Source organism: Pacificitalea manganoxidans, from assembly GCF_002504165.1.
Taxonomy (GTDB): Bacteria; Pseudomonadota; Alphaproteobacteria; order Rhodobacterales; family Rhodobacteraceae; genus Pacificitalea; species Pacificitalea manganoxidans.
The window spans coordinates 3152927-3177476 of the sequence record NZ_CP021404.1; the positions used below are offsets into that span (position 1 = coordinate 3152927).

Consider the following 24550-nt stretch of genomic DNA (forward strand, 5'->3'; position numbering starts at 1 on the left):
ACAGGAGTTTCCATGCGCCTCATCAAGCTGTTGGTGACCATCGCGGTCATCGGCGGGATCGCCGCCCTCTTTACCAAGCCTGACGCCGCCGATTTCGATGCCTTCCTAACCGAAGCGGTTCAGCAGCGCGCCGCCGCTGCACAGGTCGGAAACACCGAGGACAGCGCGTTGAAAACCGCGGCGCTGATGGGGTGTAAGCTGCGCCCCGGTGACTGCGCCGCGCTGGTGCGCGAAGCGGTCGACGTCACCGTGGACGAACAATTGCTCTGGACCCAGTTCAGCGTGCGCGGATTGGGCCGGGAAACGGAATGCACCGGGGCCTTCACCCGGATTTGGTGCGCCGATCCATTGATCTGACCGGCGCCGGGCCAGCCCGCCCTAGCGGACCAGCAGGGCAGCCTCGCGCCGCTTCAACTCCGGTCGCACTGCGGGGCGGGTGCCGGATTGCTGTTCTAGCTCAGGGAAAATCGCCAGCACTTCGGCCCGGTGCTCGGGCTCAAGAGATGCCAGCCCGACGGGACCGGCCTGCAGGCTCTCGCTTTGCAGGCCTTGGGTGTAGATCACCTCATGTGCGTCGAACATCAGATGCACATAGGTCACCTGCCGCGCGCCGGTATCGCGGACCACGCGGGCATCATCGACAAGGTGCCGCGCCGCGACCAGAACCTCCGGCGCGCCAAACAGCATCTCCGCCCGTGCGCCGCGCAGAAGCACCCGGTGCTGTGGCGAGACGCTTAGATCCTGCTCCGGCATGTTCGGCCCCAGCGCTCCGGCGGTGATGCGGATCGGGGCGATGGCGGGCGTCACGGCCATACGGCGCATCCCGATCCAGCGCAGCGGCGCCAAGCCGTGATCGCGTGTCACCACCATATCGCCCGCGACCAGGGTTTCGATCGGGCGTTCGCCTTGGGCGGTCAGGATCAGCGTGCCAGCGACGAAGCAAATCGGCTCGGCCTCGTCCAACTGCACATTGCCGTCCAGATCGCCCATCGCGGCGGGATCGTCAGGAAACAGGATATATTGCTGATCGCCGATGGCGATCACGACGTAATAGGGCGGCTCGCCCGATGAGAATTCATCGAAGTTCTTGTAGAAGTTGTTGTTGCTCTTGGGCGAGGTGGTGCCGCTCGAAATGATTTCGAACGGGGTATAGCTTGTCCCGCCATCGAGGCTGACAGTTTCCGCCTGTGACAGGTCGCCGTCGTCAAAGGTCAGCGAAAAATCCCCCAGATCGCTGTCGGGGTGAAACCGCAGCGGTCCGTCATATTGGAGATACCCGCTCGCCGCGGTGAAAGTCGTGCTCGATGACGTCATGAGGGAAACACCTTATTTGGGACTGGTCCGCATCCCGTCGGGTTAATCACAAAATTACAGCTAAAATACGACAGAGCGCCGCAAGCAATAGCCGCCCCGGCCCAGATCCAGTCAACAAATCGTTCCTGCCTGCGAAACCAGCGCTGCGCGGCGGCCGATGCGCAGCCGCTAGGCCCAGAAATGAGCGATCCACGCCGCGCCCCTTGCCATCGGGCGGCAGATTTCCTAACTAGCGCCTTGAGAGGTTGGCGCGGGCGAGCGCCTCGCCAACCCGGTCAGGTCCGGAAGGAAGCAGCCGTAACGAGCCCCGCTTGGGTCGTTGTCAGCCTCTCACCCGATCCCCCACATATCCGGCGCCCCTTGGGCGCCTTACCCGTCCGGTAGATCCGCCGCCGGGATGAGCGGGAAAAACACGCCCCCCGACCGCAGCCCGAACCACTCCACACCATCGTGGGGGGCGCGCACGCCTAAATCCACCAGCCGGTAAAAGCTTTTCCTGTCTATCAGCGCCTCCAGACGTGCCCGGACATGGACATAAGGTGACGGCTCGCCCGTCTCAGGACCACGTTGCACGCGGATCGGATGATCCGGTCCGGCGGTGACAGTGTCGCCGACATGGGTCGTGAACTCCAGCACCTGCGCCTCGCCTGAATCGCGCACCTGAAAATCGACAGCGACAAAGGGCGCGTCTTCGACCGTGATGCCGACCTTCTCAACCGGGGTGACGAGGAAATAGTCGTCCCCATCGCGCCGCAAGATCGATGAAAACAGCCGCACCAGTTCGGGCCGTCCAATGGGGGTGCCATTGTAGAACCACGTCCCATCGCGGCGAATGTGTATATCGAGGTCGCCACAAAACGGCGGATCCCAGCTTTCGACCGGCGGGATGCCGCGCTTTGAAGCAGCGCGGGCGTGGCTGGCCAATGAATCGGCATCTGGTCTCACGATCATTTGTCCCTTCTCTTCCTTGGCGTATGCTGCAATTGCCGGGACTTTCTCTAGTCTTGGTCACAGATAATGCGAAAGGTCTCCCCGTCATGCCCGATAGCGCAGAGCTCGTCACCCGTATCGAAGTGCTGGGCGAGAAACTCGCCGCCGCCAAGGCGTCCATCACCAAACGCTTCATCGGGCAGGAACAGGTCGTCGATCTGACACTTTCCGCGCTGCTCTGTGGGGGACACGGTCTGCTGATCGGACTGCCGGGGTTGGGCAAGACACGGCTGGTCGATGCGCTGTCCACCGTGATGGGCCTGTCCGGCAACCGCATCCAGTTTACCCCGGATCTGATGCCCGCCGATATCCTCGGCTCGGAAGTGCTGGACACCACCGCCGAGGGCAGCCGCGCGTTTCGCTTCATCGAAGGGCCGATCTTCTGCCAGTTGCTGCTGGCCGACGAAATCAACCGCGCCTCGCCGCGCACCCAATCCGCGCTGCTGCAAGCGATGCAGGAACGCGAGGTCACCATCGCCGGGGCCCATCGCCCGCTGGGCCAGCCATTTCATGTGCTCGCCACCCAGAACCCGATCGAGCAGGAAGGCACCTACCCCCTGCCCGAAGCGCAGCTTGACCGGTTCCTCGTGCAGATCAACGTCGACTATCCCGACCGCGCGACCGAGCGGGATATCCTGCTGGCCACGACGGGCGTCGTGGAGGAGGACAGCCACGCGGTCTTTACCGCCGCTGAGTTGCTGGAGGCACAGACCACCCTGCGTCGGATGCCCGTCGGGGATGCGGTCGTCGAACATATCCTCGATCTGGTGCGCGCCTGCCGACCGGGCGATCCCGACGCACCGGAGTCCGTGCGCCGCAATGTCAGCTGGGGCCCCGGCCCCCGTGCGGCACAGGCGCTGATGATGACCACCCGCGCCCGCGCGCTGCTGGACGGGCGGCTGGCGCCCTCCGCCGAGGATGTCGTCGCGATGGCTGAGCCGGTCCTGCTGCACCGCATGGCGCTCAGCTTTGCCGCCCGCGCGCGGGGCGAGGATCTGGCTGCTATCATCCGTGACACCGCCGCGCAGATCACCCGGCGGGAGGCGGCGGCGTGATCCAGCAAAGCTCGGCCCATCTGCGCTCCCGCGCTGAGGGGCTGGCCTCCTCCCTGCCGCCGCTGCTGGCCGATGCACAGCAACTGGCCGCGACTGTGGTGCTGGGCGCGCATGGCCGCCGCCGCTCCGGCACGGGGGATGAATTCTGGCAATACCGCCCGATGACCGTGGGTGACGAAGCCCGGATGATCGATTGGCGCCGCTCCGCCCGCTCGGACGGACATTTCGTGCGCGAACGCGAATGGCAGGCGGCGCAAAGCGTGATGATCTGGGTCGACGATGCGCAATCGATGGCCTTTACCGGCGATCCAAACCGCGCATTGAAATCGGATCGTGCGCGGCTGCTGGCGCTCGCCATGTCTGTCCTGCTGGTCGATGGCGGCGAACGGGTCGGGTTGTCGCACACAGGCCAGCCGCCCCGATCCGGCCCTGTGCAATTGATCCGCATTGCGGAGGCCCTGACCTCGGACCGCGATACACCTGAATACGGCGCGCCCGAAACCCGCGGCCTGCCGCCCGGATGCCGCTGCGTGTTCCTGTCGGATTTCATGGGCGACATGGCCCCTGTCGAGGCGGCGATGGCCAAGGCCGCAGATCGCGGCGTGCGGGGCGCGATGCTGCAAATCCTCGACCCCGTGGAAGAGGCGTTTCCCTATGACGGGCGCACCATCTTCGAAAGCATCGGCGGCACCATTCGGCACGAAACGCTGAAGGCTGGCGATCTGCGCGACCGCTATCTGGAACGTCTCGCCGCGCGCAAGGATCGGCTCGATATGCTGACCCGGCAGACGGGCTGGCATTATTCGGTGCATCACACCGATCACACCGCACAGTCGGCGCTGCTTTGGCTATATGCCGCGCTGGAACGGGGGCGCTGATGTGGGTGCTGGGATCTCTTGGCTTTACCGCGCCGTGGCTTCTGCTGGGGCTGATCGCGCTGCCTGTTCTGTGGCTGATCCTGCGAGCGGTGCCGCCCGCGCCGATCCGCCGCCGCTTTCCCGGCGTGGCGTTGCTGCTGGGCCTGCGCGATGACGACAGCCAGTCGGACCGCACGCCGTGGTGGCTGTTGCTGCTGCGGATGCTGGCCGTTGCTGCCGCGATTATCGCATTTGCCGGGCCGGTCTTGAACCCGCAGGCCGAACGCGCAGGCTCCGGCCCGCTTCTGATCCTTGTCGATGCGACATGGGCCGATGCCCGCGACTGGCCCCGTGTGCTGGACCGGATAGAGACGCTGCTTGCCGATGCCGGACGCAGCGACCGCCCAGTGGCCGTCGTCGCCTCCACCGACCTGCCCGCAGGGGATCTGCCGTTTCAGGCGCCAGAGACATGGGTGAACCGGCTTGCCGCGTTGACGCCTGCCCCGTGGGCGCCCGATCCGCAACGGATTGCGGACTGGGCGACCGGGCTTGAGGAATCGTTCGAGACGTGGTGGCTTTCGGACGGGCTGGACCGTGAGAGCCGCGCGACCCTGCTCACTGCGCTGGAGGATCACGGCCCGGTCACGGCGTTCGAATCGCCGCGCCCGGTTTATGGTCTGCGCCCGGCCCGGTTTGAAGATGGGTTGATCCACCTCACCGCGCTGCGCGCCCGTGACGACACCGATGCGACGATCACGTTAGCCGCGCGCGGGCTGGACCCGACCGGGACCGAGCGGGTGCTGGCCCGCACCGATGCGACCTTTGCAGCAGGGGATACCGAAACCACGGTGCAACTGTCCCTGCCTGCCGAATTGCGCAACCGAGTCTCGCGGTTCGAGGTCGAAGGCATCCGCTCCGCCGGGGCGGTCAGCCTGACCGATGACGGCCTGAAGCGGCGCGAGGTTGCGCTGATTTCGGGCACCGAGGCCGACGAGGGATTGGAGCTTCTGTCGCCGCTTCATTACCTTGAACAGGCCTTGGCCCCGACCGCGGACCTGATCGACGGGGCGCTGGCCGATGTGCTGCTGGCCAATCCCGACGCTATCATCCTAGCCGACGTGGCAACCGTGTCCCCAGCGGAAGAGACTGCTTTGCTGGAATGGATTGACGAGGGCGGCTTGCTGGTGCGGTTCGCCGGGCCGCGGCTGGCCGCATCCGATGTCAGCCGCGCCGAGGAAGACCCGCTGCTGCCCGTGCGCCTGCGCGAAGGCGGCCGCACCGTGGGCGGTGCGATGAGCTGGGGCGATCCGAAAACGCTGCGCGCCTTCGCCGAAGGCTCGCCCTTCCACGGGTTACCTGTGCCGCCTGATGTAACCGTGTCGGCGCAGGTGATGGCGCAGCCCGATCCCGATCTGGCCAGCCGCGCCATTGCCGCGCTGGACGATGGCACCCCGCTGGTGACGCGCAAGCGCATTGGTCAAGGGCAGGTGATCCTTTTCCACGTCACCGCCAATGCCGAATGGTCGAGCCTGCCGCTGTCCGGCCTGTTCGTGCAGATGCTGGAGCGGCTCGCCATCTCCACCCGGCCTGCGCAGCCTGACGCCGCTGAACTGGCTGGCACCACTTGGACGCCCGAAGACATCCTAGACGGCTTCGGCACCATTCGCGACGCGGGCACCCTGCCGGGCATCGCGGGCGAGGCACTGGCCACCCCGCAGCCGGGCCCGGCCCTGCCGCCCGGGCTATATGCTGGCGCCGATCGGCGGCTGGCGGTCAACGTGCTGGATGATGCCGCCGAGCTGCGCCCCGCCACATGGCCCGCGCGCATTCCCGTCGAAGGACTGTCCAGCGCCCGCGAAACCGCGCTGACAGGCGCGTTGCTGATTGCGGCGCTAGCGCTTTTGATGGCGGATGTGATCGCGGCCCTGTTCCTGTCGGGCCGGCTGCGGGGGCCACGGGTAACGACCGCCGCTGCGGTTCTTGCGGCGCTGCTGGGTGCTGGCCTGTCCCCGGACTTCGCCCATGCCCAGATCACGGATGGAACAGCGAGCAGCCAGAACCCGCAGCCCGATGCCGAGGATGTCGCCCCGGACCTGACGGCGGCGGAGGTCGAGCGCGCGCTGGCCGCGACCGGCGAAGTGGTGCTGGCCCATGTCCTGACCGGCGATGCACGCGTTGACGAAACCGCCCGCGCCGGGCTCGCCGGACTGTCGGACACGCTTTACCGTCGCACCTCGATCGAACCGGCGGCCCCTATCGCGGTGGATATCGAAACCGATGAACTGGCCTTTTACCCGTTTCTGTATTGGCCGATCTCGACCGAACAGCCGCTGCCTTCGGCTGCCGCCTATGCCAGGCTGAACACCTATCTGCGGACCGGCGGTATGATCCTGTTCGACACGCGGGACGCCGATACCGGCGGCTTTGGCGCGAACACCCCCACGGGGCGGAAGCTGCAACAGATCGCGCAGCCGCTGGACGTGCCGCCGCTGGAGCCGATCCCCGCCGATCACGTCCTGACCCGGACATTCTATCTGCTACAGGATTTTCCCGGCCGCCATGCCAGCCGCGATGTCTGGGTCGAAGCCGCGCCGCCCGATGCAGAACAGATCGAAGGCATGCCCTTCCGCAACCTCAATGACGGCGTGACCCCTGTGGTGATCGGCGGCAATGACTGGGCTGCGGCTTGGGCGATGGACGCCAATGGCAGCGCGCTCTATCCCGTGGGGCGCGGCTATGCGGGGGAACGCCAACGCGAGATCGCCTATCGCTTTGGCGTCAATCTGATCATGCATGTGCTGACCGGCAACTATAAATCCGATCAGGTCCATGTGCCGGCCCTGCTCGACCGGCTGGGCCAGTAGACCCGAAAGGACCGCGCGCCGATGGATACCGGCCAGATCATCTTTGACCCCCACCTGCCGTGGAGCCTTCTCGCCATCGCGGCGGGACTGGCCGCGCTGTTCACGGCGCTGGCGCTGTGGCGCGGGCTGCGGGGTTGGTGGCTGCGGGGCTTGGCTGCCGTGGCGCTGCTCATCGCGCTCGCCAACCCCGCCCTGCAGCAGGAAGAGCGCGCGCCACTGTCCGATATCGTGCTGATGGTCATCGACGAAAGCGCCTCCCAGCAGATCGCCGACCGCCCCGAACAGACCGCCCGCGCCGCGCAGGCGGTCCGCGATGAGGTGGCGCGCCTGCCCAATACGGACCTGCGCGAAATCACCCTCCGCGATGGCGAAGACGACGCTGGCACGCTGGCAATGCGCGCCCTGTCGGAACTGATGGCCGAAGAGCCGCGCGCCCGTATCGCCGGGGCCATCGTGATCAGCGACGGGCAGGTGCATGACGTCGAAAGCGCCCCCAACCTGCCCGCGCCGCTGCACGTACTGCTAACCGGCCATGAAACGGATTGGGACCGGCGGCTTCTGGTCACCAATGCGCCCGCCTTTGCCATTCTCGACGAAGAGGTGGTGCTGACGCTGCGCGTTGAGGATAGCGGCGCCGTGCCCGACAGCGCCGCGGGTCCGGCGCCGCTCACTATCTCCATCGACGGTGGCGAGCCGATGGACTTCAACGTGCCCGTGGGGGAGGATCTGGAATTGCCGATCACCTTGCCCCATGGCGGCATGAACGTGATCCAGTTTCAACTGGCCACGGCGGACGGCGAACTGACCGAGCGCAACAACTCCGCCGTGATCCAGATCAACGGCGTGCGCGACCGTCTGCGCGTTCTGCTTGTGTCGGGGGAGCCGCATCCGGGCGAACGGACATGGCGCAACCTGCTGAAATCCGACAGCTCCGTCGATCTGGTGCATTTCACGATCCTGCGCCCGCCGGAGAAACAAGATGGCGTGCCCGTGTCGGAACTGTCGCTCATCGCATTCCCGACGCGGGAGCTGTTTCTGGAAAAGATCGACGAATTCGACCTGATCATCTTTGACCGATACAAGCGCCGGGGCATCCTGCCGATGCTCTATCTGGAAAACGTGCGCGACTATGTTGAACGCGGCGGCGCGGTGCTGGTCGCGGCAGGGCCGGATTTTGCCACTGCCGACAGTCTCTATCGCTCGCCCTTGGGGGATATCCTGCCCGCCGCGCCCTCGGCCCGCGTGCTGGAGGAACCCTATCGCCCGCAAATGACTGATCTGGGCCGCAAACATCCGGTGACCGAAGGGCTCGATCAAGGCTTTGGCGAGACCGCCGACGGCCAGCCCGGCTGGGGCCGGTGGTTCCGCTTGATCGACCTAATCCCCGACCGGGGCGACGTGGTGATGTCCGGCGAAGATGACCGCCCGCTTCTGGTGCTGGACCGGGTCGGAGAGGGCCGCGTGGCGCTGCTGGGCTCCGATCACGCATGGCTGTGGAACCGCGGCTATGAGGGGGGCGGTCCGCAACTTGAACTGCTGCGCCGCCTTGCCCACTGGATGATGAAAGAGCCGGAACTAGAGGAAGAGGCCCTGACCGCGACGGCGGAGGGCCAGACCGTCACCATCACGCGCCGCACTCTGGGCGATGCGCCCGCCGATGTGGAAATCACCGGACCGGATGGCACGGTCGTCGCGGTCCCGCTGGAGGAGGATGGCCCCGGACGTTTTACCGCGACCTATGAGGGCCCTGAAATAGGGCTCTACCGGCTGAGTGATGGGGAAATGGACGCGGTGGTGGCGCTTGGTCCCGCGGCGCCCAAGGAATTCGAGCAGACAATCGCAAGTGCCGAGCCGCTGGCCGAGCCTGTCGCCGCCCTGCGCGGTGGCGCGCCCCGGATCGAAGACGGGCTTCCCGGCATCCGCGAAGTGCGCGAGGGCCGTGTCGCCGCCGGGCGCGGCTGGATCGGCATCACCCCGCGCGAGGCCTATCTGACGGCGGATGTCCGGCTAATCCCGCTGGTGTCGCCGTGGCTGTTTCTGCTGCTGACCGCCGCGTTGATCCTTGGCGGCTGGCTGCGCGAAGGTCGACGCTAAGGCGCGCGCAGATCCGCAGGGCGCGCGGGGACGCTGGACACCATTGAAGCGTCGCGCAGGCAATCAACTGCGCGACGCACGGCCATGTTGGCGATCCCTCAACGTGGCGGGATCGCCTTGCCCTTCTCCACGGCGGGGCGGGCATAGAACCGGTCGACATAGGCGGGCACGCGCGACAGGTCGTTCCAGCCCACCTGATCCTTCACGCCGTAGAACCCCAGCGCATTCAGCCACGGTGCCAGCGCGATATCGGCAATCGAAAACTCCCCCGCGATCCAGTCCCGCCCCTCAAGCGCGCCTTCGACGACGTTCAGCAGACGACGCGCCTCGCCGAGATAGCGCTCACGCGGGCGGGGGTCTTCGATTTCGGCGCCCTTGAACTTGGCAAAGTAGCCAAGCTGCCCAAACATCGGCCCGACGCCGCCCATCTGGAACATCACCCACTGGATGACCTTATACTTGTCGGCGGGGGTGGCACCGAGCAGGCGACCTGTCTTTTCGGCCAGATAGATCAGGATCGCGCCGCTTTCGAACAGACCAATCGGCGCGCCACCGGGGCCGTCCGGGTCGATGATCGCCGGGATCTTATTGTTGGGGTTCAGCGACAGGAATTCGTCACTTTTGACATCGGCGTCGCTCAGCGTGACCTTATGCGCCTCATAGGGCAGGCCCAGTTCCTCCAGCGCGATCGAGGCCTTTACCCCGTTCGGTGTGGGGAAGGAATACAGCTGGATCACCGACGGATCCTTGGCCGGCCAGCGCCGGGTGATGGGGAATTGCGACAGATCGGACATGAGGCTCCTTACTGGTCGGCAGACGCGGCGCTGGCAGGGCGAAAAAGCCATCAATTCCAACGTGCCGCCGCACCAAAACATGTTATCTTCCGGCCATGGGCCGACTGCGCAGACATTAGCCCAACACAGAACAAGGGACAGTTCATGTTTGACGAATTCAGAAAATTCATTGCCCGTGGCAATGTCATGGATATGGCTGTGGGCATCATTATCGGCGCCGCGTTCACCGCCATCGTGCAATCCATGGTCAATGATTTGATCAACCCGGTCATCGGCATCATCACCGGCGGCATCGATTTTTCCGACAAATTCGTGGTGCTGTCGGGCGATGGCCCGTTCGCCTCCCTGATCGAAGCGCGCGAAGCAGGCGCCGCCGTTTTTGCCTATGGGGCGTTTCTGAGTTCGGTCATCAATTTCCTCATCATCGCCTTTGTGGTGTTTTTGCTGGTGCGCTACGTCAACCGGCTGAAGCGCATGACCGAAACGCCGCCCGCCGAGGTGCCGAAGGTCGATCCCGGCCCGAGTGAGAAAGATCTGCTGGTTCAGATCCGCGACGAACTGCGCCAGCACCGCGCATGAATGACCAGCCCACGCTGGACCGGATGGACCGGCAGATTCTGTCGGTCCTCCAGAAATCCGGCCGCATCACCAATGCCGATCTCGCCCTGCGGGTGAACCTGTCGGCCTCGGCCTGCCACCGGCGGGTGCAGAGGCTGGAACAGGCGGGCGTGATCCGGGACTATGTAGCCCTGCTCGACGCGCGCAAGCTGGGCCACGCCACGACGGTGTTTGTCGAGATCAAGCTGTCGGGGCAGGCGGATGAGCTGCTCGACGCGTTCGAGCGGGCCGTCGCCCGTGTGCCTGCGGTTCTGGAATGCCACCTGATGGCCGGAGCAGCGGATTACCTGCTAAAGGTCGCGGTCAGCGATACCGAAGATTACGCCCAGATCCACCGGCAATATCTGGCCCGCCTGCCGGGGGTCGCGCAACTGACCAGCAGCTTTGCGTTGAAGACGGTGTTCAAGACGACGGCGCTGCCAGTCTGATCCTAACGCGATCTTAACCCTGCCCGGCCAATGTGGTGGCGCGCGGCCCCGCCGGCCGCCCCGCATGCCGGAGGCTGCCATGATCTTCGCCCTGCCTACTGATGAATGTGCCCTGCTTGGTCCCGGTGGGATGCCCATCGCCGCGCGCCAGTTGATCCTGCGTGCGCATTCCGGGGAGCCACGGGCAAACTTCACCCCCGGTCAGACATGGTTGCTGCATTGGCGTCAGTCCGACCGCCGTTCGCGACAGCAACACGCCATCGTGGAGCGCGCGCGCTTCGCAACGCCGGGGTGCGGGGTGGTGGAGTTTCGCGCCGGGCTGAACCGGCTGATCTGGACCCCCGGCACCCGCATGGCGCCAGCAGAGCCGATCGCCCCGCGCGAGGCGGTGATGGTCTGAAAGCCGCAAGACGGCGCACGGCCAGATCAGCGCCGTATCATCGCAGGCTTACTTCCATGCGCCGACCGGAGCGCTAGAAATGACAAACCCCCGCGCGGTAAGCTACGGGGGTCGTCGGAACGTATGGCATGTGGGTCACCCGAAGGCGGGCACATGGCATGGCGGTTTCGGGATCATCGCCCTCCGAAGAAGACTGCAATCGCGTCTGGCCATGCGGTTCGCCAGTCGAACACGGGCGTCAGGTCGCTGAGGAAAACCTCAGAGCATACCTTCGCGCTGTGCCTTCTTGCGCGCCAGCTTGCGGGCGCGGCGGATGGCTTCGGCTTTCTCGCGGGCCTTCTTTTCGGAAGGCTTCTCGAAATGCTGCCGCAGCTTCATCTCACGGAAGACGCCTTCGCGCTGAAGTTTCTTCTTCAGGGCGCGGAGTGCCTGATCGACGTTGTTATCGCGAACACTAACCTGCATGTGGTTGTCACCACCTTTCTAGTTTGAGTTGCAGAATTTGCAGGAAGTGGCCGTATAGCAAAGCTGTCCTAGCTTGTCCACCATGTCCGCAACCCGATCCACGCCCCACCGAGGGAGGGAGTTTCGATGACCACCGACACCAACGCCAGCCCCTATCCGGGCCCGCAACCCGACCCTGCCAACCCCGATCTGCGCAGCAGGCTGCTCGACGCCGCTTTGCCGCATGTCGCCTTTGACGGCTGGTCGGAGGAAACCTTTCGCCGGGCCTGCGACGATGCCGGGGTTTCGCGCGATCTGGGGCGGCTGACCTGCCCGCGCGGGGCTGTCGATCTGGCCGTGGCCTATCACCGGCGCGGCGATCAGCGGATGATCGCGCGCCTGAATGAGGCGGATCTGACCGGCCTGCGATTCTCCGCGAAGGTCGCCCGCGCCGTGCGCTTCCGGATCGAGGCCGGGGATCGCGAGGCGGTGCGCCGGGGCTCGACCCTGTTCGCCCTGCCCCAACACGCCCGCACCGGAACCGGGCTGATCTGGGACACAGCTGACGCAATCTGGACCGCGCTGGGGGACAGTTCCGAAGACCTGAACTGGTATACCAAACGCGCTACCCTGTCGGCGGTCTACGGCTCCACCGTCCTGTTCTGGTTGGGGGATGACAGCCTCGACCATGCGGCGACGTGGGATTTCCTCGACCGGCGGATCGAGAACGTCATGCAGTTCGAGAAACTGAAAGGCCGGGTGCGGGACAACGCCGCGCTGAAGCCGCTGACCGCCCTGCCCGGCTGGCTGGCATCGAAGGTGCGCGCACCGCGTGCCGATCGCGGCCATGACATGCCGGGGCGCTGGTCCCCGCCCATCGACCCGACCCGCCGACCGGGCCCTGCCGCGACCCCCGGCCGCGACAAGGTTGCCGGTTCTGCGCCGCTGTCGGAGGATGGGCCGGTGCCGCCCTCCGCGACGCCCCGCTGATTCTCCGGCGCGGCCGCCCTCACACGACCTGATCCAGACGAGGCCCCATGTCCGACACGTCCGCTCCCAGCCCTGCAAGCGCCCGCTCCCGCGCGCTGCCCGAAACCATGACCGCGGTCGAAATCACTCAGCCCGGTGCCCCCGAGGTGCTGCGCCCCACGACGCGCCCCACCCCCGAGGCCAGCCATGGCCGCGTCGTTCTGAAAGTGGCCTATGCCGGGGTGAACCGGCCCGATGCGCTTCAGCGTGCGGGTGCCTATGATCCCCCAAAGGGCGCAAGCGATCTGCCCGGGCTGGAATGTTCCGGGGAGGTGGTGGCCATCGGAACCGGGGTCACGGACCTGAAGCTGGGTGATCGGGTCTGCGCGCTGCTGCCCGGCGGAGGCTATGCCGAATATGTCAGCACCCCCGCCGCCCATTGCCTGCCGATCCCGACGGTCATGGACATGAAGGAGGCCGCCTGCCTGCCCGAAACCTTCTACACCGTCTGGAGCAATGTTTTCATGCGCGGTGGCCTGCGGGCGGGCGAGCGATTTCTGGTGCATGGCGGCTCATCCGGTATCGGCACTACGGCGATCCAACTGGCGCGGGCGAATGGCGCGCGGGTCTTTTCCACAGCGGGCAGCGCTGAGAAATGCACCGCCTGTCTGGATCTCGGCGCGGAGCGGGCGATCAATTATCGCGAGGAGGATTTCGTCGAAGTGATGCGCGCGGAGGGCGGCGCTGATCTCATCCTCGACATGGTGGGCGGCGATTATATTCCCCGGAACGTCAAAGCATTGGCTGATGACGGGCGCTTGGTGCACATCGCGTTTCTGTCTGGCCCCAAGGCGGAGTTGAACTTCGCCCAGATCATGGCGCGCCGGCTGACCATCACCGGCTCCACCCTGCGCCCGCAATCTGACGCCGCCAAAGCCGCGATTGCCGCCGAGCTGCGCGAGAAAGTGTGGCCGCTGCTGGAAAACGGACGCGTCGCGCCGGTCATGGACGAGGAATTCCCACTGGAAGAGGCGGCATCCGCCCATGCCCGCATGGAAAGCTCGACCCATATCGGCAAGATCGTGCTGCGCGTCAGCGGCTGATCGGTTCCTGGCGCCGCCCCAACTCCTTGCGTTCGGGCCGGGTCAATCGATCCGGTCCATCAAAGCATCGGACAGCGTGCAGTCGCGAATCACGTCCGCTCCGCAGCGACGCGGCTCCAGATCGCGGGTCAGGCAGATGCGCACCTCCTGAATGCGGTGGGCCTTGCAGGTCACCGTGATTTCGTCGGCGCGCAGATCGGGATTGACCTCCAGCCATGCCTCCTCCACCACGCTGGCGGGCAGGGTCACATCATCGCGCAGGCGGCGGAACACCTCGGGGCGGGTGACGCTGTCATAGGCGCGGCGGGCCGTGTCAAAATATTCAGCCGAGGGCAGCCCGGCGCAACGCCCGTGCTTTTTCCATTGATACCACGCGGAACCTGCGGTCCCCATGATATCGCTCATCGCTGCGGTCTGCGCCCGCGACGGATCGCGGGTGTCGGTGCGGCAATAGGACGGCCAGCCTCGCTCATTTTGCGGCCAGAGCCCGTGCAGAACCCAGCCCAAGCGGCGATCACATTGCGGCGAGTTGCGGGCATCCCCTTCCAGCGCGCACCATGTCGGCGACCAGCTTAGCGCCATCACATAATAGTCGAATTTTCCGGCGGGCTCACCCTCGGCGCGCACCCCCGCCGGGGCCAAGGGAACAAGGGCTCCGAGCAGCGTCAGCAGCAGCAGACATCGGCGCATTTTCTCTTTCCTCCGGGCAGCGGACGGTGTATGTGACCGCCAATCTCCCCGAAAACGAGGACAGGGTCCAGCCGGACCAGCCGTTTTCCCCGGCCCCGAAAGCCGTTGTGAAAACCTCAGCTCCTCGGGCGTCTGCCGGAGGGGCCAAGGTGAAGGAGACCTCGCGATGAACAAGCCTCTGATGGCCAAGGCCACCGCCGTCTGGCTGGTGGACAATACCACGCTCAGCTTCAAGCAGATCGCGGATTTCTGCGGCCTGCACGAGCTGGAGGTGCAGGGCATCGCCGATGGCGACGTGGCACAGGGCGTGAAGGGTTTTGACCCCATCGCCAACAATCAGCTGGTGCAGGAAGAGATCGACAAAGCCGAGAAAGATCCCCTTCACAAGCTGAAGCTAAAGTTCAACCCCGCCGCCGTCGGCGAGGAGAAGCGCCGCGGCCCCCGCTACACCCCGCTGTCAAAGCGTCAGGACCGCCCGGCCTCCATCCTGTGGCTGGTGAAGTTTCATCCCGAACTGGCTGACAGCCAGATCGCGAAGCTGGTCGGCACTACCAAGCCGACGATTCAAGCGATCCGCGAACGTACGCACTGGAACATCCAGAACATTCAACCGATCGACCCGGTCGCGCTTGGCCTGTGCCGCCAGTCCGAATTGGACGCGGCTGTGCAGAAGGCCAATGCCCGCCTTGCTCGCGAAGGCAACGTGATGACCGACGACGAGCGGCGCAAACTGGTCTCGACCGAACAGTCGCTGTCCTCCGACACCGAACCCAAGATCCCCTCGTCGATCTCCGGGCTCGAAACCTTCACCCTGTCGGGCAACGATGACGACGAGGATGATGACCGCAATAAGCCGCTGCCTGACGCGGACAGCTTCTTCAACCTGCCTGACAAGGGCGATGACGAAGACGAGGACGAAGACGACCGCGGCTGATCCGCACCGGCCGTCGCAGACCATTCACCCCGCGCCACACCGGCGCGGGGTTTTTCGTTTCGGTGCGGCGCACCGCCCCGCGTCGCCGCGCAACGCTTGCCTTTCGCGGCGGAGGCGATAGGACAACGGCAATCGTCGTCCCTGCCCTGCCAGCCTGATACCGGAGCCGCCGCCATGACCGCCCCTTTTGACCGCAGCATCAAGATCGCCCCCTCGATCCTTGCCGCCGACTTTGCCGCCTTTGGGGCCGAATGCAGCGCGGTGGAGGATCAAGGGGCTGACTGGATCCATGTGGATGTGATGGACGGGCATTTCGTGCCCAACATCACCTTTGGTCCGGCCATGTGCGCAGCCCTGCGGCCGCATATCCGGGGTGTCATGGATGTGCATCTGATGATCGCCCCGGTCGATCCCTATATCGACGCCTTCGCCAAGGCCGGTGCGGATTTCATCACAGCCCATGTCGAGGCCGGTCCCCATATTCATCGCACATTGCAGGCGATCCGCGCGGCAGGTGCCCGCCCCGGTGTGGCGCTGAACCCCGGCACCCCGGTCGAGACCGTCGCACACCTGCTGGATCTGGTGGATCTGGTTTGCGTGATGACGGTGAACCCGGGCTTCGGCGGGCAAAGCTTCATCCATTCACAGTTGGATAAGATCGCAGCCCTGCGCGAGATGATCGGGGATCGCGAAATCCATATCGAGATCGACGGTGGCGTCGATCCGATGACGGCGCCGATGGTCGCGCGCGCCGGTGCCGATGCGCTGGTCGCGGGCTCGGCGGTGTTCAAGGGCGGCTCGGTCAGCAATCCCGGCGTCTACGGCGAAAACATCGCCGCCATCCGCGCCGCTGCCGAAGACGCGCTCAAGACCGGCTAAGCGGCATTAGCCCAGGGTCTCGGCCAGCATCTGCTCCAGATGCGGGTCTGGCGTCACGTCGCGGGCCTTCAGACGGTTGTAGCTTTTCCAGTTGGTCGTCACGCCGCGGCAGTGGAAATACCCGATGTCCTCGCGGCGGGTGAACCGGCCTAGCGGGAAGCGCTCGGGGCGGTGCACATCCCAACTCAGCCACCGAAGCGGCCCCTCCGGCACGATGCAGTATTTCGTGGGACAGGGGCGGTGATCCATATAGCAGACATGATCGGCGTGGCGCAGCGGCGGTTGCGCCTGTCCTGGCGGGCAGGTCCAGCGCCCGGCGAAACTGACCATGCCAAGCCGACTGGCCACCGCCGCGTCGAACACCGACCCTGTCGTGCTCCAGACCAGTTCATCAATATCGGCGTTGAGCACCGCCCTTGCGCGCCCCAAAAACCGGGCGCGCACGATGTTCAGCGCCGCCGGTTGCAGGAACTTCGCGCCACCGCCGCCTTGCTTGGCCCGGACCGGGCCGTAGGGCTGCGGCAACGACAGCACCGCAGCGCGGGTCAACCCGACGGGCGCGAGCGCGGCCAGTAATTCGGCGGGCGTATAGGCGGTGGAGCCATTGTCGATCACCACCATCGCCTGCAGCCCGTGCCGTGCCTTATGCCAGCGCGCCCAGTCCACGATCCATTCGGGTGCATTGTCGCGGGAGATATGCAGCGATGCGTTGAGCCCCGCGAAAAGATCGCGCTGATCGGGGGAGATCGGGCAACTGGCGGACCAGCCCTCCGCCTCGATTCGAAGCCCATGCGCGGAGCGGGGCACCGCCAGTCGCGCTACATCGTGGCGGCGATGATACCGGATCGTGCGAAGTTGCACCGGCGCGCCGTCGGCTGTGATCTCCCCCCGCTTTAACAGCCGCGCCAAGTCCCACAGCTTGGGGCAGAACAGCAGCACGTCCTCGCCCTGCCGCACGGCGTCATACCACAGCGTATCGGCGTCATACTGAGCGTCGAACTCGGGGGGGCGTGCAGCTTCGGGCACCCGGATCTGCCGCTTGATGCCGGACCCCAAAAGCGACACCGCAGCGCCGGAGGCGTCCAGCAGCGGGGCGTCAGGGGCGGGGGCGGGATCGGTCAGTTTGGGCACGGCTGGGGGAAACCTGTCGCTGTTGCGCTTGCGCCGTTGTGCCCTGAAACCGCCCGTGGCGTCCAGCAATGCGCAGGCAGGCACCTATCCAGCCTATAGCCGACCGGTATTCCACATCCACGCGATGATGACCCCCGCGATCAGCAGGAAGTTGAACGCCAGCCCAGCCGCGATCCCCCCCCAGAGCCGCCGCTGCCGCAGGCCGGGATCGACCCCCTGCAAATGGCGGCGAATAGCCCGTTCGGCCTTCATCACCCGCACCGGGTCGATCTGCCGACGCAGGCGCGGATGGGCAAACCGGGTTTCCGCCGACGCCAGATACCGCGCCTCACGCCGCACCGCGCGCGGCAGCAGCCGACCGGCCTTGTTAAGCTTTGCCTCCAGCGTCACGCCACGCCGAATGCCGAGCTTCTGCCGGAGAAGCTCGGCCAGATCGGCATTGATATCGGGTAGGCTGCGCTGTTTCATGACCCCGATCCTAAAGCTGCCCGCCGAGCGCCGAAACATCCAAGGTGTCGCGCTACGCCCGATTGAGGCTTTCACGCATCGCCAAATGCTGGCGCGGGCGGGCGCTTCGCGTTAGATCGAGGGCCATGTTGAATACTCTCGTTCATGGCGCTCCCACTGACGCGCCCCCGCTGGTGATCGTGCACGGGCTTTATGGCTCGGCGCGCAATTTCAACGTGATCGCCAAACGGCTGTCGGATACGCGGCAGGTCATCGCCGTCGATCAGCGCAACCACGGCGAAAGCCCCCGGTTCGACACCCACACCTACCCCGAAATGGCCGATGACATCGCCGAGGTGATCGAGGCGCATGGCGGTCATGCCGATCTGCTGGGCCATTCGATGGGCGGCAAGGCGGCGATGCAGCTGGCCCTGACCCGTGGCGATCTGATCCGGCGGCTAATCATCGCCGACATCGCGCCTGTCGCCTATAATCACAGCCAGCGCCATCTGGTGCATGCCATGCGGGGGCTGGATCTGACTTCGGTGACGACCCGTGGCGAGGCGAACGAACGGCTCGCGGCCCTGATCGAGGATGAACGCGTCCGTGCGTTCCTGCTGCAATCGCTAGACCTGAAGGCCGACCCTCCGCGCTGGCGGCTGAACCTAGACGTGCTCGACGCGTGCATGGATGAGATCACCGGATGGCCGGGAACTGAGGGCGTATTTCAGGGCTCCGCGCTCTTTCTGTCAGGGGAGTTGTCGGACTACGTTCTGCCCGAGCATCGCGCCACGATCCGCGCCCTGTTCCCGCAGGCCCGCTTTGCCAAGCTGCCCGATACCGGACATTGGCTTCATGCGGAGAAACCTCGTGATTTCGAAGCGACCGTGGACATGTTCCTGTCCGCCTGACAGCGCGGCCCCTCTGGGGCTGGGCACGGCGACCGGCCCTGTGCCGCGATGTTTACAAAGAATATCGCGTGAGGCAGGGAACCAGTCGGTCCCGGCCGCGTTCGGGCAGCAGATGAATTCAGGGACAGGCCTGCCCGGTGTCACCGCCGAGGGCCCATCCTAAGCGAAAGCCGGGAGGCGCGGGGGATGCCTGCTCGTACCGGAAAAAAAGACGCGTCGGGCTGCCCGGCGCGTCTTTCCTTTGGAATTGGCGGGATCGCGGCTCAGGCGGCCGACTTCACCGCCCGCCCGGTCATGACGCCGATGAGATGGGCACGATAGGCGGCGGTGCCATGCAGGTCCGCGATCATGCCTTCTGCCGACGCCGACAGGTTCGAAACCGCCTCGGCAGAGAAGTTCGCGCTTAGCGCCTCCTCGGCCTCGGTCCAGCGAAATACGCCATCGTTGGACGCGCCCGTCACTGCCACGCGAACGCGATCGGCGAAGCGGGCCACGAACACCGCCACCAGCGGGAAGCGGGAGGCAGGCTGAATGAACTTCTCATACCGCGCGGCCTGCGCGATGGGGAACTTCACCGCCGTGATGATCTCGTGCTCTTCCAGCGCGGTGGTGAACATGCCCTGAAAATAGTCGTCCGCCGCGATTTCGCGGGTGTTGGTTACAATGGTCGCCCCGGTGCCCAGAACCGCCGCCGGATAACAGGCGGATGGATCGTTATTGGCAAGGCTGCCGCCGATCGTGCCGCGATTGCGCACCGCCGGATCCCCGATCCGCGCGGCGAGCGCCGCCAATGCGGGGAAATCATCCGCCGCCTCACGGGCCACGGCGGCGTGGGTGGTGCCCGCGCCGATCACCAGCATGTCCCCTTCGCGGCGCACGCCTTTCATCTCGGCAATGCCCGTCAGGCTGACCAGCTTTTCCGGCATGGCCAACCGTTGCTTCATCGTAGGCAGCAGGGTCTGACCGCCGGCAAGCGGCTGCGCATCCTCGCTGTCCAGTGCGGCCACGGCCTCGGCGACAGTGGCGGGTTTCACCAGCTCGAATTCATACATCTCGTTTCTCCCGTTGTTGGGCGTCGGGGCGCAGGCACTGCAGTCGCGCATGCGCCCCCACTGTCGCTCAGCCGTGAATTGCCTGCCACACGCGCGAGGGCGTCAGCGGCATGTCGATATGGGTCACGTCAGTATGCCCGCCACGATGCAGCGCGTCGATCACCGCGTTGACCACCGCAGGCGGCGAACCGATCGCCCCGGCCTCACCGCAACCCTTAACGCCCAGCGGGTTATGAGTGCACGGCGTGCAGGACGAATGATCGACCTGGAACATCGGCACATCGTCGGCGCGCGGCATCGCATAATCCATATAGGACCCGGTCAGAAGCTGGCCGTTTTCGTCATAGGCCGCACCTTCCATCAGCGCCTGTCCGATACCTTGGGCCAGACCGCCCTGTACTTGGCCTTCGACAATCATCGGGTTGACGATATTGCCGAAGTCGTCGGCAGCGGCAAAGCCCAGCACTGTGACCTTGCCGGTTTCGGGATCGACCTCTACCTCGCAGGCATAGGCCCCGGACGGGTAGGTGAAGTTCGAGGGATCGTAGAACGCCGTTTCCTCCAACCCTGGTTCCATATCTGCCAATGGGTAGTTATGCGGCACATAGGCGGCCAGCGTCACATCCCCCCAAGCCACTGATTTATCGGTACCCGCGACGGAGAATTTGCCATCCTTCAGCTCGATATCGCTGTCGGACGCCTCCAGCAGATGCGCGGCGATTTTCTTGGCCTTGTCGATGATCTTCTGCGTGGCCTTCACCATCGCAGAGCCGCCCACCGCCAGCGAGCGCGAGCCATAGGTGCCCATGCCCATCGGCGTGTTTGCCGTGTCGCCATGCACGATGTCGATCTGGCTGGCATCGATACCGATCATGTCGGCTACCACCTGCGGGAACGCGGTTTCGTGCCCCTGCCCGTGGCTGTGACTGCCCGTCATGACCGAGATCGAACCGGTGGCATTGACCCGCACCGTCGCGCTTTCATACAGCCCGGCGCGCGCGCCTAGTTGCCCGACAAGGTTCGACGGCGCGATGCCGCACGCCTCGATGTAATGCGCGATGCCCAGACCACGCAGCTTGCCACGCGACCGGCTTTCCTCGGCGCGCGCGTCAAAACTGTCGCGATCAACGATCTCCAGCAGCTTATCCATCGTGGCGTGATAATCGCCGGTGTCATATTCCACCGCCACCGGGGTGGCATAGGGGAATTCGGTGATGAAGTTCTGTCGCCGCAACTCGACCGGGTCGACGCCCAGCTCCCGCGCGGCTTTATCAACCACCCGCTCGATCTGGAACGTCGCCTCGGGCCGGCCCGCACCGCGATAGGCATCGACCGGCACGGTGTTGGTGAACACGGCCTTTACGTTCACATAGATCAGCGGCGTCTTGTAGTTGCCCGCCATCAGCGTGCCATGCAGCCATGTCGGCACCGAAGGCGCAAAGGTCGACAGATACGCGCCCATATTGGCGTGGGTTTCCGTGCGCAGCGCGACGAAGTTGTTATCGGCATCCAGCGCCAATTCGATCTTGGTGACGTGATCGCGGCCATGGGCGTCCGACATGAACGCCTCGGACCGCGACGACGTCCATTTCACCGGACGCCGCACTTGTTTCGCGGCAAAGGTGCAAAACGCCTCCTCGGCATAATGGAAAATCTTGGTGCCGAAGCCGCCGCCCACATCGGGGGCGACCACGCGCAGCTTATGCTCGGGGATGCCCAACACGAAGGCCCCCATCAGCAGCCGGATCACATGCGGGTTCTGCGAGGTGGTATAAAGCGTGTAGTCGTCGGTGCCGGGGTTCCAGTCGCCCACCGCCACGCGTGGCTCCATCGGGTTGGCGATCAGCCGGTTGTTGACCAGTTCCAGCGTCGTGACATGCGCCGCGCCGCGAATGGCCTCATCGACCGCATCGCGATTGTCCTCGACGAACCCCCAGTCATAGCAGAGGTTGTTTTTCAGATCGTCATGGACCTTCGGCGCGCCGTCTTGCAGCGCTGCTTTCATATCGATGACGGCGGGGAGTTCCTCGATCTCGACCCCGATGGCCTCAGCGGCATCGCGGGCCTGCGCCAAGCTTTCCGCCACCACTACAGCGATCGGGTCGCCCACATGCCGGACCTTGCCCTGCGCCAGAACCGGATGGGCGGGCTCCTGCATCACCTCACCGAAGCGGTCGGTGATCTGCCAGCCGCAGGGAATGCCGCCGACGCCCTCGAAATCCTTGCCGGTGAATACCCGAACCACGCCGGGCATGTCCTGTGCCGCGGCGGTGTCGAGGCTGGTGATCCGCCCATGTGCAACCTCGGAGCGCAGGAAATACGCGTAGGTCTGGTTGTGCAGGTTGATATCGTCGGTGTAGCGACCCCGGCCCGTCAGGAACCGGACGTCTTCGCGGCGCTTGGTAGCGGCGCCGATGCCTCCATCTTTGGGCATGAATTCCTCCCTCGTATGCGATGCGCCCAGCGCATCCTGCAAATGCTGAAAATCAAGCTGTCAGAACCGGTCGTCCCTGCGCCTCCTCACGCGGGGTGGGACCGGCAGGCCGGGTCACTCGGCAGCGACCGCGCTCACCTGCTGGCCCGAGGCCGCGAGGATCGCTTTGACGATGTTGTGGTAGCCGGTGCAGCGGCAGATATTGCCGTCGAGATACTCGCGGATCTCAGATTCGGAGGGCTTTGGATTGTCGGCCAGCAGCGCCGAGGCCGACATCACCATGCCCGGTGTGCAGAAGCCGCATTGCAGCCCGTGGTGATCCTGAAATGCCTGCTGGATGACGTTCATCGATCCATCGGCGTTTTCCATACCCTCGATGGTCGTGATCTCGCGGCCCTCAGCCTCGCCCGCCAGCATGGTGCAGGCCTTCACGGCGAGTCCGTCCACATGCACGACGCAGGCGCCGCATTGCGACGTGTCGCACCCTACATGGGTGCCGGTGAGCGACAGGCTTTCGCGCAGGAACTGCACCAGCAGGGTGCGGCCCTCGACCTCCCCCGAGACCTGTTTGCCGTTCACTGTCATGGTAACTGACGTCATATTCTGTAACCTCCCAGATGTGCCTGATATTTGGGTCTGTCTGTGGAGCGCGGCAGCCCTGTCTGGCCCGCGCGCAAATGGTCGGGATCAGCCGCGCAGACGGTTGAGCCAACCCTTTTTCTCGGATGCATCCTCCCCGGCAGCGGCGGCTTCCGGCTCCGGTGTGGCGGCATCGGTGGCCTCGGCACCGCCCCCCTCGACCCGCGCCTTGAAGCGGTCGAAAAACTGATCTGCCATCTTCTTGGCAAAGCCGTCGATCAGCCGCGATCCCAGCTGCGCCAGCTTGCCACCAACCTTGGCCTCGACATCGTAGCTGAGCCGCGTGCCTTCGGGGGTTTCCTCCAGCCTGACCTTGGCGCCGCCCTTGGCAAAGCCTGCCGCGCCGCCCTTGCCCTCGCCGGAAATCGTGCAGCTTTCGCCGGGCACGATATCGGTCATCGTGACCTGCCCTTTGAACGTCGCTTTCACGGGTCCGACCTTTTGGGTGACCACGGCCTCGAACCCCTCCTCGGGGGAGCCGGTCAGCTCCTGACAGCCGGGAATGCAGTCCTTGAGCACCCGAGCATCGGTGATCGCCTCCCAGACCTCCCGGGGCGATGCCTTGATATCGCGTGAGTCGGTAAGTTCCATGATCTCTCCCTCTCCGTCAGGCTTCACAATATCCGCAAATCCCAACCGGCATATGCGACCTTGGGTGTAAGGTCTGCCCACCGCCGGGGCCGCGCAACCGAAATCTTGCAACGCGACGCGCCGCACGTCCCGCGCCTAAGACCTTTTGGCAATGCGCCCCGTGCCGACCCGGTGCTAGGCTCGGGGAACCTGACCGCCCGACCCGCAGGAGAGCGCCCATGCCGCAGCACGCCCCCGTTCGCACATCGCCGCTGCGCGCGCTGGTGATCGACGATCATCCGCTGTTTTGCGATGCGCTGACGCTCACCCTGAAATCAGTGGCTGACATTTCGCGCATCGATACCGCCGATCTGCTGAAAACCGCGCTGGCCCGGCTGGAGGAGGCCGGCATGCCGGACCTGATCGTGCTGGACCTCAACCTGCCTGACGTTAACGGGCTGGACGGGTTGTTACGGCTGCGCAGTGCCGCGCCCGGTGTGCCGGTGGTCGTTGTCTCTTCGATGGCCGACAACCGCATGATCAGCCACGCCCTGCGCGCCGGTGCCGCCGGGTTCGTGCCGAAATATTCCCAGCGCGAGGTGTTCCGCACCGCGATCGATACGATCCTGTCAGGCGGCACCTACACCCCCGAAAGCTATGTCGAGATCGACAGTCCGCGCAACGACGGCAGCGATGCACTCGCCCGGCTGGCCAGTCTGACCAACCAGCAGGGCCGCATTCTGCAACTGATCTGCGAGGGCAAGCTGAACAAGCAGATCGCCTATGATCTGTCGATCGCCGAAACCACGGTGAAGGCCCATGTCACCGCCATCATGCGCAAACTGGGCGTGCAGAGCCGGACGCAGGCGGTGCTGATCGCTCAGGAGGCCAGCTTTGCGCGGGTCTTGCCAAACACGGTCTGAGCCCGCATCG

General features: G+C 65.3%; 25 protein-coding genes and 1 other RNA gene. 15 read left to right on the forward strand and 11 right to left on the reverse strand.

Annotated features, from left to right (window positions below; all coding sequences use genetic code 11):
• The first annotated feature begins 12 nt into the window (after positions 1 to 12).
• On the forward strand, positions 13 to 357 hold the full coding sequence (locus CBW24_RS14455; RefSeq protein WP_088662729.1) for a hypothetical protein: 345 nt from the start codon (positions 13 to 15) through the stop codon (positions 355 to 357).
• A 21-nt stretch (positions 358 to 378) separates the two neighbouring features.
• Here CBW24_RS14455 and CBW24_RS14460 read toward each other — a convergent pair whose 3' ends face one another.
• Positions 379 to 1314 carry a Hint domain-containing protein gene (locus tag CBW24_RS14460; RefSeq protein ID WP_088662730.1) on the reverse strand — a complete coding sequence of 312 codons (936 nt, stop codon included), beginning with the start codon at positions 1312 to 1314 and terminating at the stop codon, positions 379 to 381.
• Positions 1315 to 1552: 238 nt separating this feature from the next.
• On the opposite strand from CBW24_RS14460, the gene ffs reads away from it, so the two are divergent.
• Positions 1553 to 1650: signal recognition particle sRNA small type (gene ffs / locus CBW24_RS14465), an RNA gene on the forward strand.
• 33 nt (positions 1651 to 1683) lie between these two features.
• Here the strand turns inward: ffs and CBW24_RS14470 are convergent.
• On the reverse strand, positions 1684 to 2265 hold the full coding sequence (locus CBW24_RS14470; protein WP_097373979.1) for a DUF1285 domain-containing protein: 582 nt from the start codon (positions 2263 to 2265) through the stop codon (positions 1684 to 1686).
• 86 nt (positions 2266 to 2351) lie between these two features.
• On the opposite strand from CBW24_RS14470, the gene CBW24_RS14475 reads away from it, so the two are divergent.
• From CBW24_RS14475 to CBW24_RS14490, 4 genes are read left to right on the forward strand one after another with little or no spacing between them, the layout of a single operon-like run.
• On the forward strand, positions 2352 to 3359 hold the full coding sequence (locus CBW24_RS14475; RefSeq protein WP_097373980.1) for an AAA family ATPase: 1008 nt from the start codon (positions 2352 to 2354) through the stop codon (positions 3357 to 3359).
• Entirely contained in the window at positions 3359 to 4237 is an 879-nt protein-coding gene (locus tag CBW24_RS14480) for a DUF58 domain-containing protein (RefSeq protein ID WP_097374259.1), read from the forward strand. Before CBW24_RS14475 ends, CBW24_RS14480 begins: the two co-directional genes overlap by 1 nt.
• Positions 4237 to 7080: a DUF4159 domain-containing protein gene (locus CBW24_RS14485; RefSeq protein WP_097373981.1), complete on the forward strand. Its 2844-nt coding sequence runs from the start codon at positions 4237 to 4239 to the stop codon at positions 7078 to 7080. The genes CBW24_RS14480 and CBW24_RS14485 overlap by 1 nt, the downstream gene beginning before the upstream one ends.
• 21 nt (positions 7081 to 7101) lie before the next feature.
• The gene (locus tag CBW24_RS14490) at positions 7102 to 9174 is read left to right on the forward strand and encodes a hypothetical protein (protein ID WP_097373982.1); all 2073 of its coding nucleotides are present in this window, start codon (positions 7102 to 7104) and stop codon (positions 9172 to 9174) included.
• Positions 9175 to 9272: 98 nt separating this feature from the next.
• Here CBW24_RS14490 and CBW24_RS14495 read toward each other — a convergent pair whose 3' ends face one another.
• Entirely contained in the window at positions 9273 to 9968 is a 696-nt protein-coding gene (locus CBW24_RS14495) for a glutathione S-transferase family protein (protein WP_097373983.1), read from the reverse strand.
• 144 nt (positions 9969 to 10112) lie between these two features.
• On the opposite strand from CBW24_RS14495, the gene mscL reads away from it, so the two are divergent.
• The 3 genes from mscL (at position 10113) to CBW24_RS14510 (ending at position 11414) form a co-directional block, all read left to right on the forward strand.
• On the forward strand, positions 10113 to 10547 hold the full coding sequence (gene mscL / locus CBW24_RS14500; RefSeq protein WP_088662736.1) for a large conductance mechanosensitive channel protein MscL: 435 nt from the start codon (positions 10113 to 10115) through the stop codon (positions 10545 to 10547).
• Positions 10544 to 11014 carry an Lrp/AsnC family transcriptional regulator gene (locus CBW24_RS14505; RefSeq protein ID WP_088662737.1) on the forward strand — a complete coding sequence of 157 codons (471 nt, stop codon included), beginning with the start codon at positions 10544 to 10546 and terminating at the stop codon, positions 11012 to 11014. The genes mscL and CBW24_RS14505 overlap by 4 nt, the downstream gene beginning before the upstream one ends.
• A 79-nt stretch (positions 11015 to 11093) precedes the next feature.
• Positions 11094 to 11414 (forward strand): hypothetical protein, encoded by a 321-nt coding sequence (locus tag CBW24_RS14510; protein ID WP_097373984.1) that lies wholly within the window; start codon positions 11094 to 11096, stop codon positions 11412 to 11414.
• 258 nt (positions 11415 to 11672) lie between these two features.
• Here the strand turns inward: CBW24_RS14510 and rpsU are convergent, their stop codons facing one another.
• Positions 11673 to 11879, reverse strand: coding sequence for a 30S ribosomal protein S21 (rpsU, locus tag CBW24_RS14515; protein ID WP_036556662.1), 207 nt, complete (start codon positions 11877 to 11879; stop codon positions 11673 to 11675).
• A gap of 126 nt (positions 11880 to 12005) precedes the next feature.
• Here rpsU and CBW24_RS14520 point away from each other — a divergent pair, with 126 nt between their 5' ends.
• Together CBW24_RS14520 and CBW24_RS14525 are read left to right on the forward strand one after the other, a co-directional pair.
• Complete coding sequence (locus CBW24_RS14520) at positions 12006 to 12848, forward strand: COQ9 family protein (protein WP_088662739.1); 843 nt, start codon at positions 12006 to 12008, stop codon at positions 12846 to 12848.
• 95 nt (positions 12849 to 12943) lie between these two features.
• Positions 12944 to 13930: an NAD(P)H-quinone oxidoreductase gene (locus CBW24_RS14525; protein ID WP_097374260.1), complete on the forward strand. Its 987-nt coding sequence runs from the start codon at positions 12944 to 12946 to the stop codon at positions 13928 to 13930.
• A gap of 42 nt (positions 13931 to 13972) precedes the next feature.
• Here the strand turns inward: CBW24_RS14525 and CBW24_RS14530 are convergent, their stop codons facing one another.
• Complete coding sequence (locus CBW24_RS14530) at positions 13973 to 14620, reverse strand: ribonuclease T2 family protein (protein ID WP_097373985.1); 648 nt, start codon at positions 14618 to 14620, stop codon at positions 13973 to 13975.
• A gap of 166 nt (positions 14621 to 14786) precedes the next feature.
• Here CBW24_RS14530 and CBW24_RS14535 point away from each other — a divergent pair, with 166 nt between their 5' ends.
• Positions 14787 to 15554, forward strand: coding sequence for a DUF1013 domain-containing protein (locus tag CBW24_RS14535; protein WP_088662741.1), 768 nt, complete (start codon positions 14787 to 14789; stop codon positions 15552 to 15554).
• A 174-nt stretch (positions 15555 to 15728) separates the two neighbouring features.
• Entirely contained in the window at positions 15729 to 16433 is a 705-nt protein-coding gene (rpe, locus tag CBW24_RS14540; RefSeq protein ID WP_097373986.1) for a ribulose-phosphate 3-epimerase, read from the forward strand.
• 6 nt (positions 16434 to 16439) lie between these two features.
• On the opposite strand, the gene CBW24_RS14545 is transcribed toward rpe, so the two are convergent.
• Together CBW24_RS14545 and CBW24_RS14550 are read right to left on the reverse strand one after the other, a co-directional pair.
• Positions 16440 to 17564 (reverse strand): hypothetical protein, encoded by a 1125-nt coding sequence (locus CBW24_RS14545; protein WP_097373987.1) that lies wholly within the window; start codon positions 17562 to 17564, stop codon positions 16440 to 16442.
• 93 nt (positions 17565 to 17657) lie between these two features.
• Positions 17658 to 18032, reverse strand: coding sequence for a hypothetical protein (locus CBW24_RS14550; RefSeq protein WP_097373988.1), 375 nt, complete (start codon positions 18030 to 18032; stop codon positions 17658 to 17660).
• 125 nt (positions 18033 to 18157) lie between these two features.
• Between CBW24_RS14550 and CBW24_RS14555 the strand changes: the two genes are divergently transcribed.
• A complete protein-coding gene (locus CBW24_RS14555) occupies positions 18158 to 18922 on the forward strand; it encodes an alpha/beta fold hydrolase (protein WP_097373989.1) in 765 nt (254 codons plus the stop codon).
• A 263-nt stretch (positions 18923 to 19185) separates the two neighbouring features.
• Here CBW24_RS14555 and CBW24_RS14560 read toward each other — a convergent pair whose 3' ends face one another.
• The 4 genes from CBW24_RS14560 to CBW24_RS14575 form a co-directional block, all read right to left on the reverse strand.
• Positions 19186 to 19974 carry an FAD binding domain-containing protein gene (locus tag CBW24_RS14560; protein WP_097373990.1) on the reverse strand — a complete coding sequence of 263 codons (789 nt, stop codon included), beginning with the start codon at positions 19972 to 19974 and terminating at the stop codon, positions 19186 to 19188.
• A 67-nt stretch (positions 19975 to 20041) separates the two neighbouring features.
• Positions 20042 to 22408, reverse strand: a complete 2367-nt coding sequence (locus CBW24_RS14565; RefSeq protein WP_097373991.1) for a xanthine dehydrogenase family protein molybdopterin-binding subunit — start codon at positions 22406 to 22408, stop codon at positions 20042 to 20044.
• A 114-nt stretch (positions 22409 to 22522) separates the two neighbouring features.
• A complete protein-coding gene (locus CBW24_RS14570) occupies positions 22523 to 23008 on the reverse strand; it encodes a (2Fe-2S)-binding protein (protein WP_088662748.1) in 486 nt (161 codons plus the stop codon).
• Positions 23009 to 23095: 87 nt separating this feature from the next.
• Entirely contained in the window at positions 23096 to 23638 is a 543-nt protein-coding gene (locus CBW24_RS14575) for an SRPBCC family protein (RefSeq protein ID WP_097373992.1), read from the reverse strand.
• A 218-nt stretch (positions 23639 to 23856) separates the two neighbouring features.
• Here CBW24_RS14575 and CBW24_RS14580 point away from each other — a divergent pair, with 218 nt between their 5' ends.
• Entirely contained in the window at positions 23857 to 24540 is a 684-nt protein-coding gene (locus CBW24_RS14580) for a response regulator (protein WP_088662750.1), read from the forward strand.
• Positions 24541 to 24550: the final 10 nt, after the last annotated feature.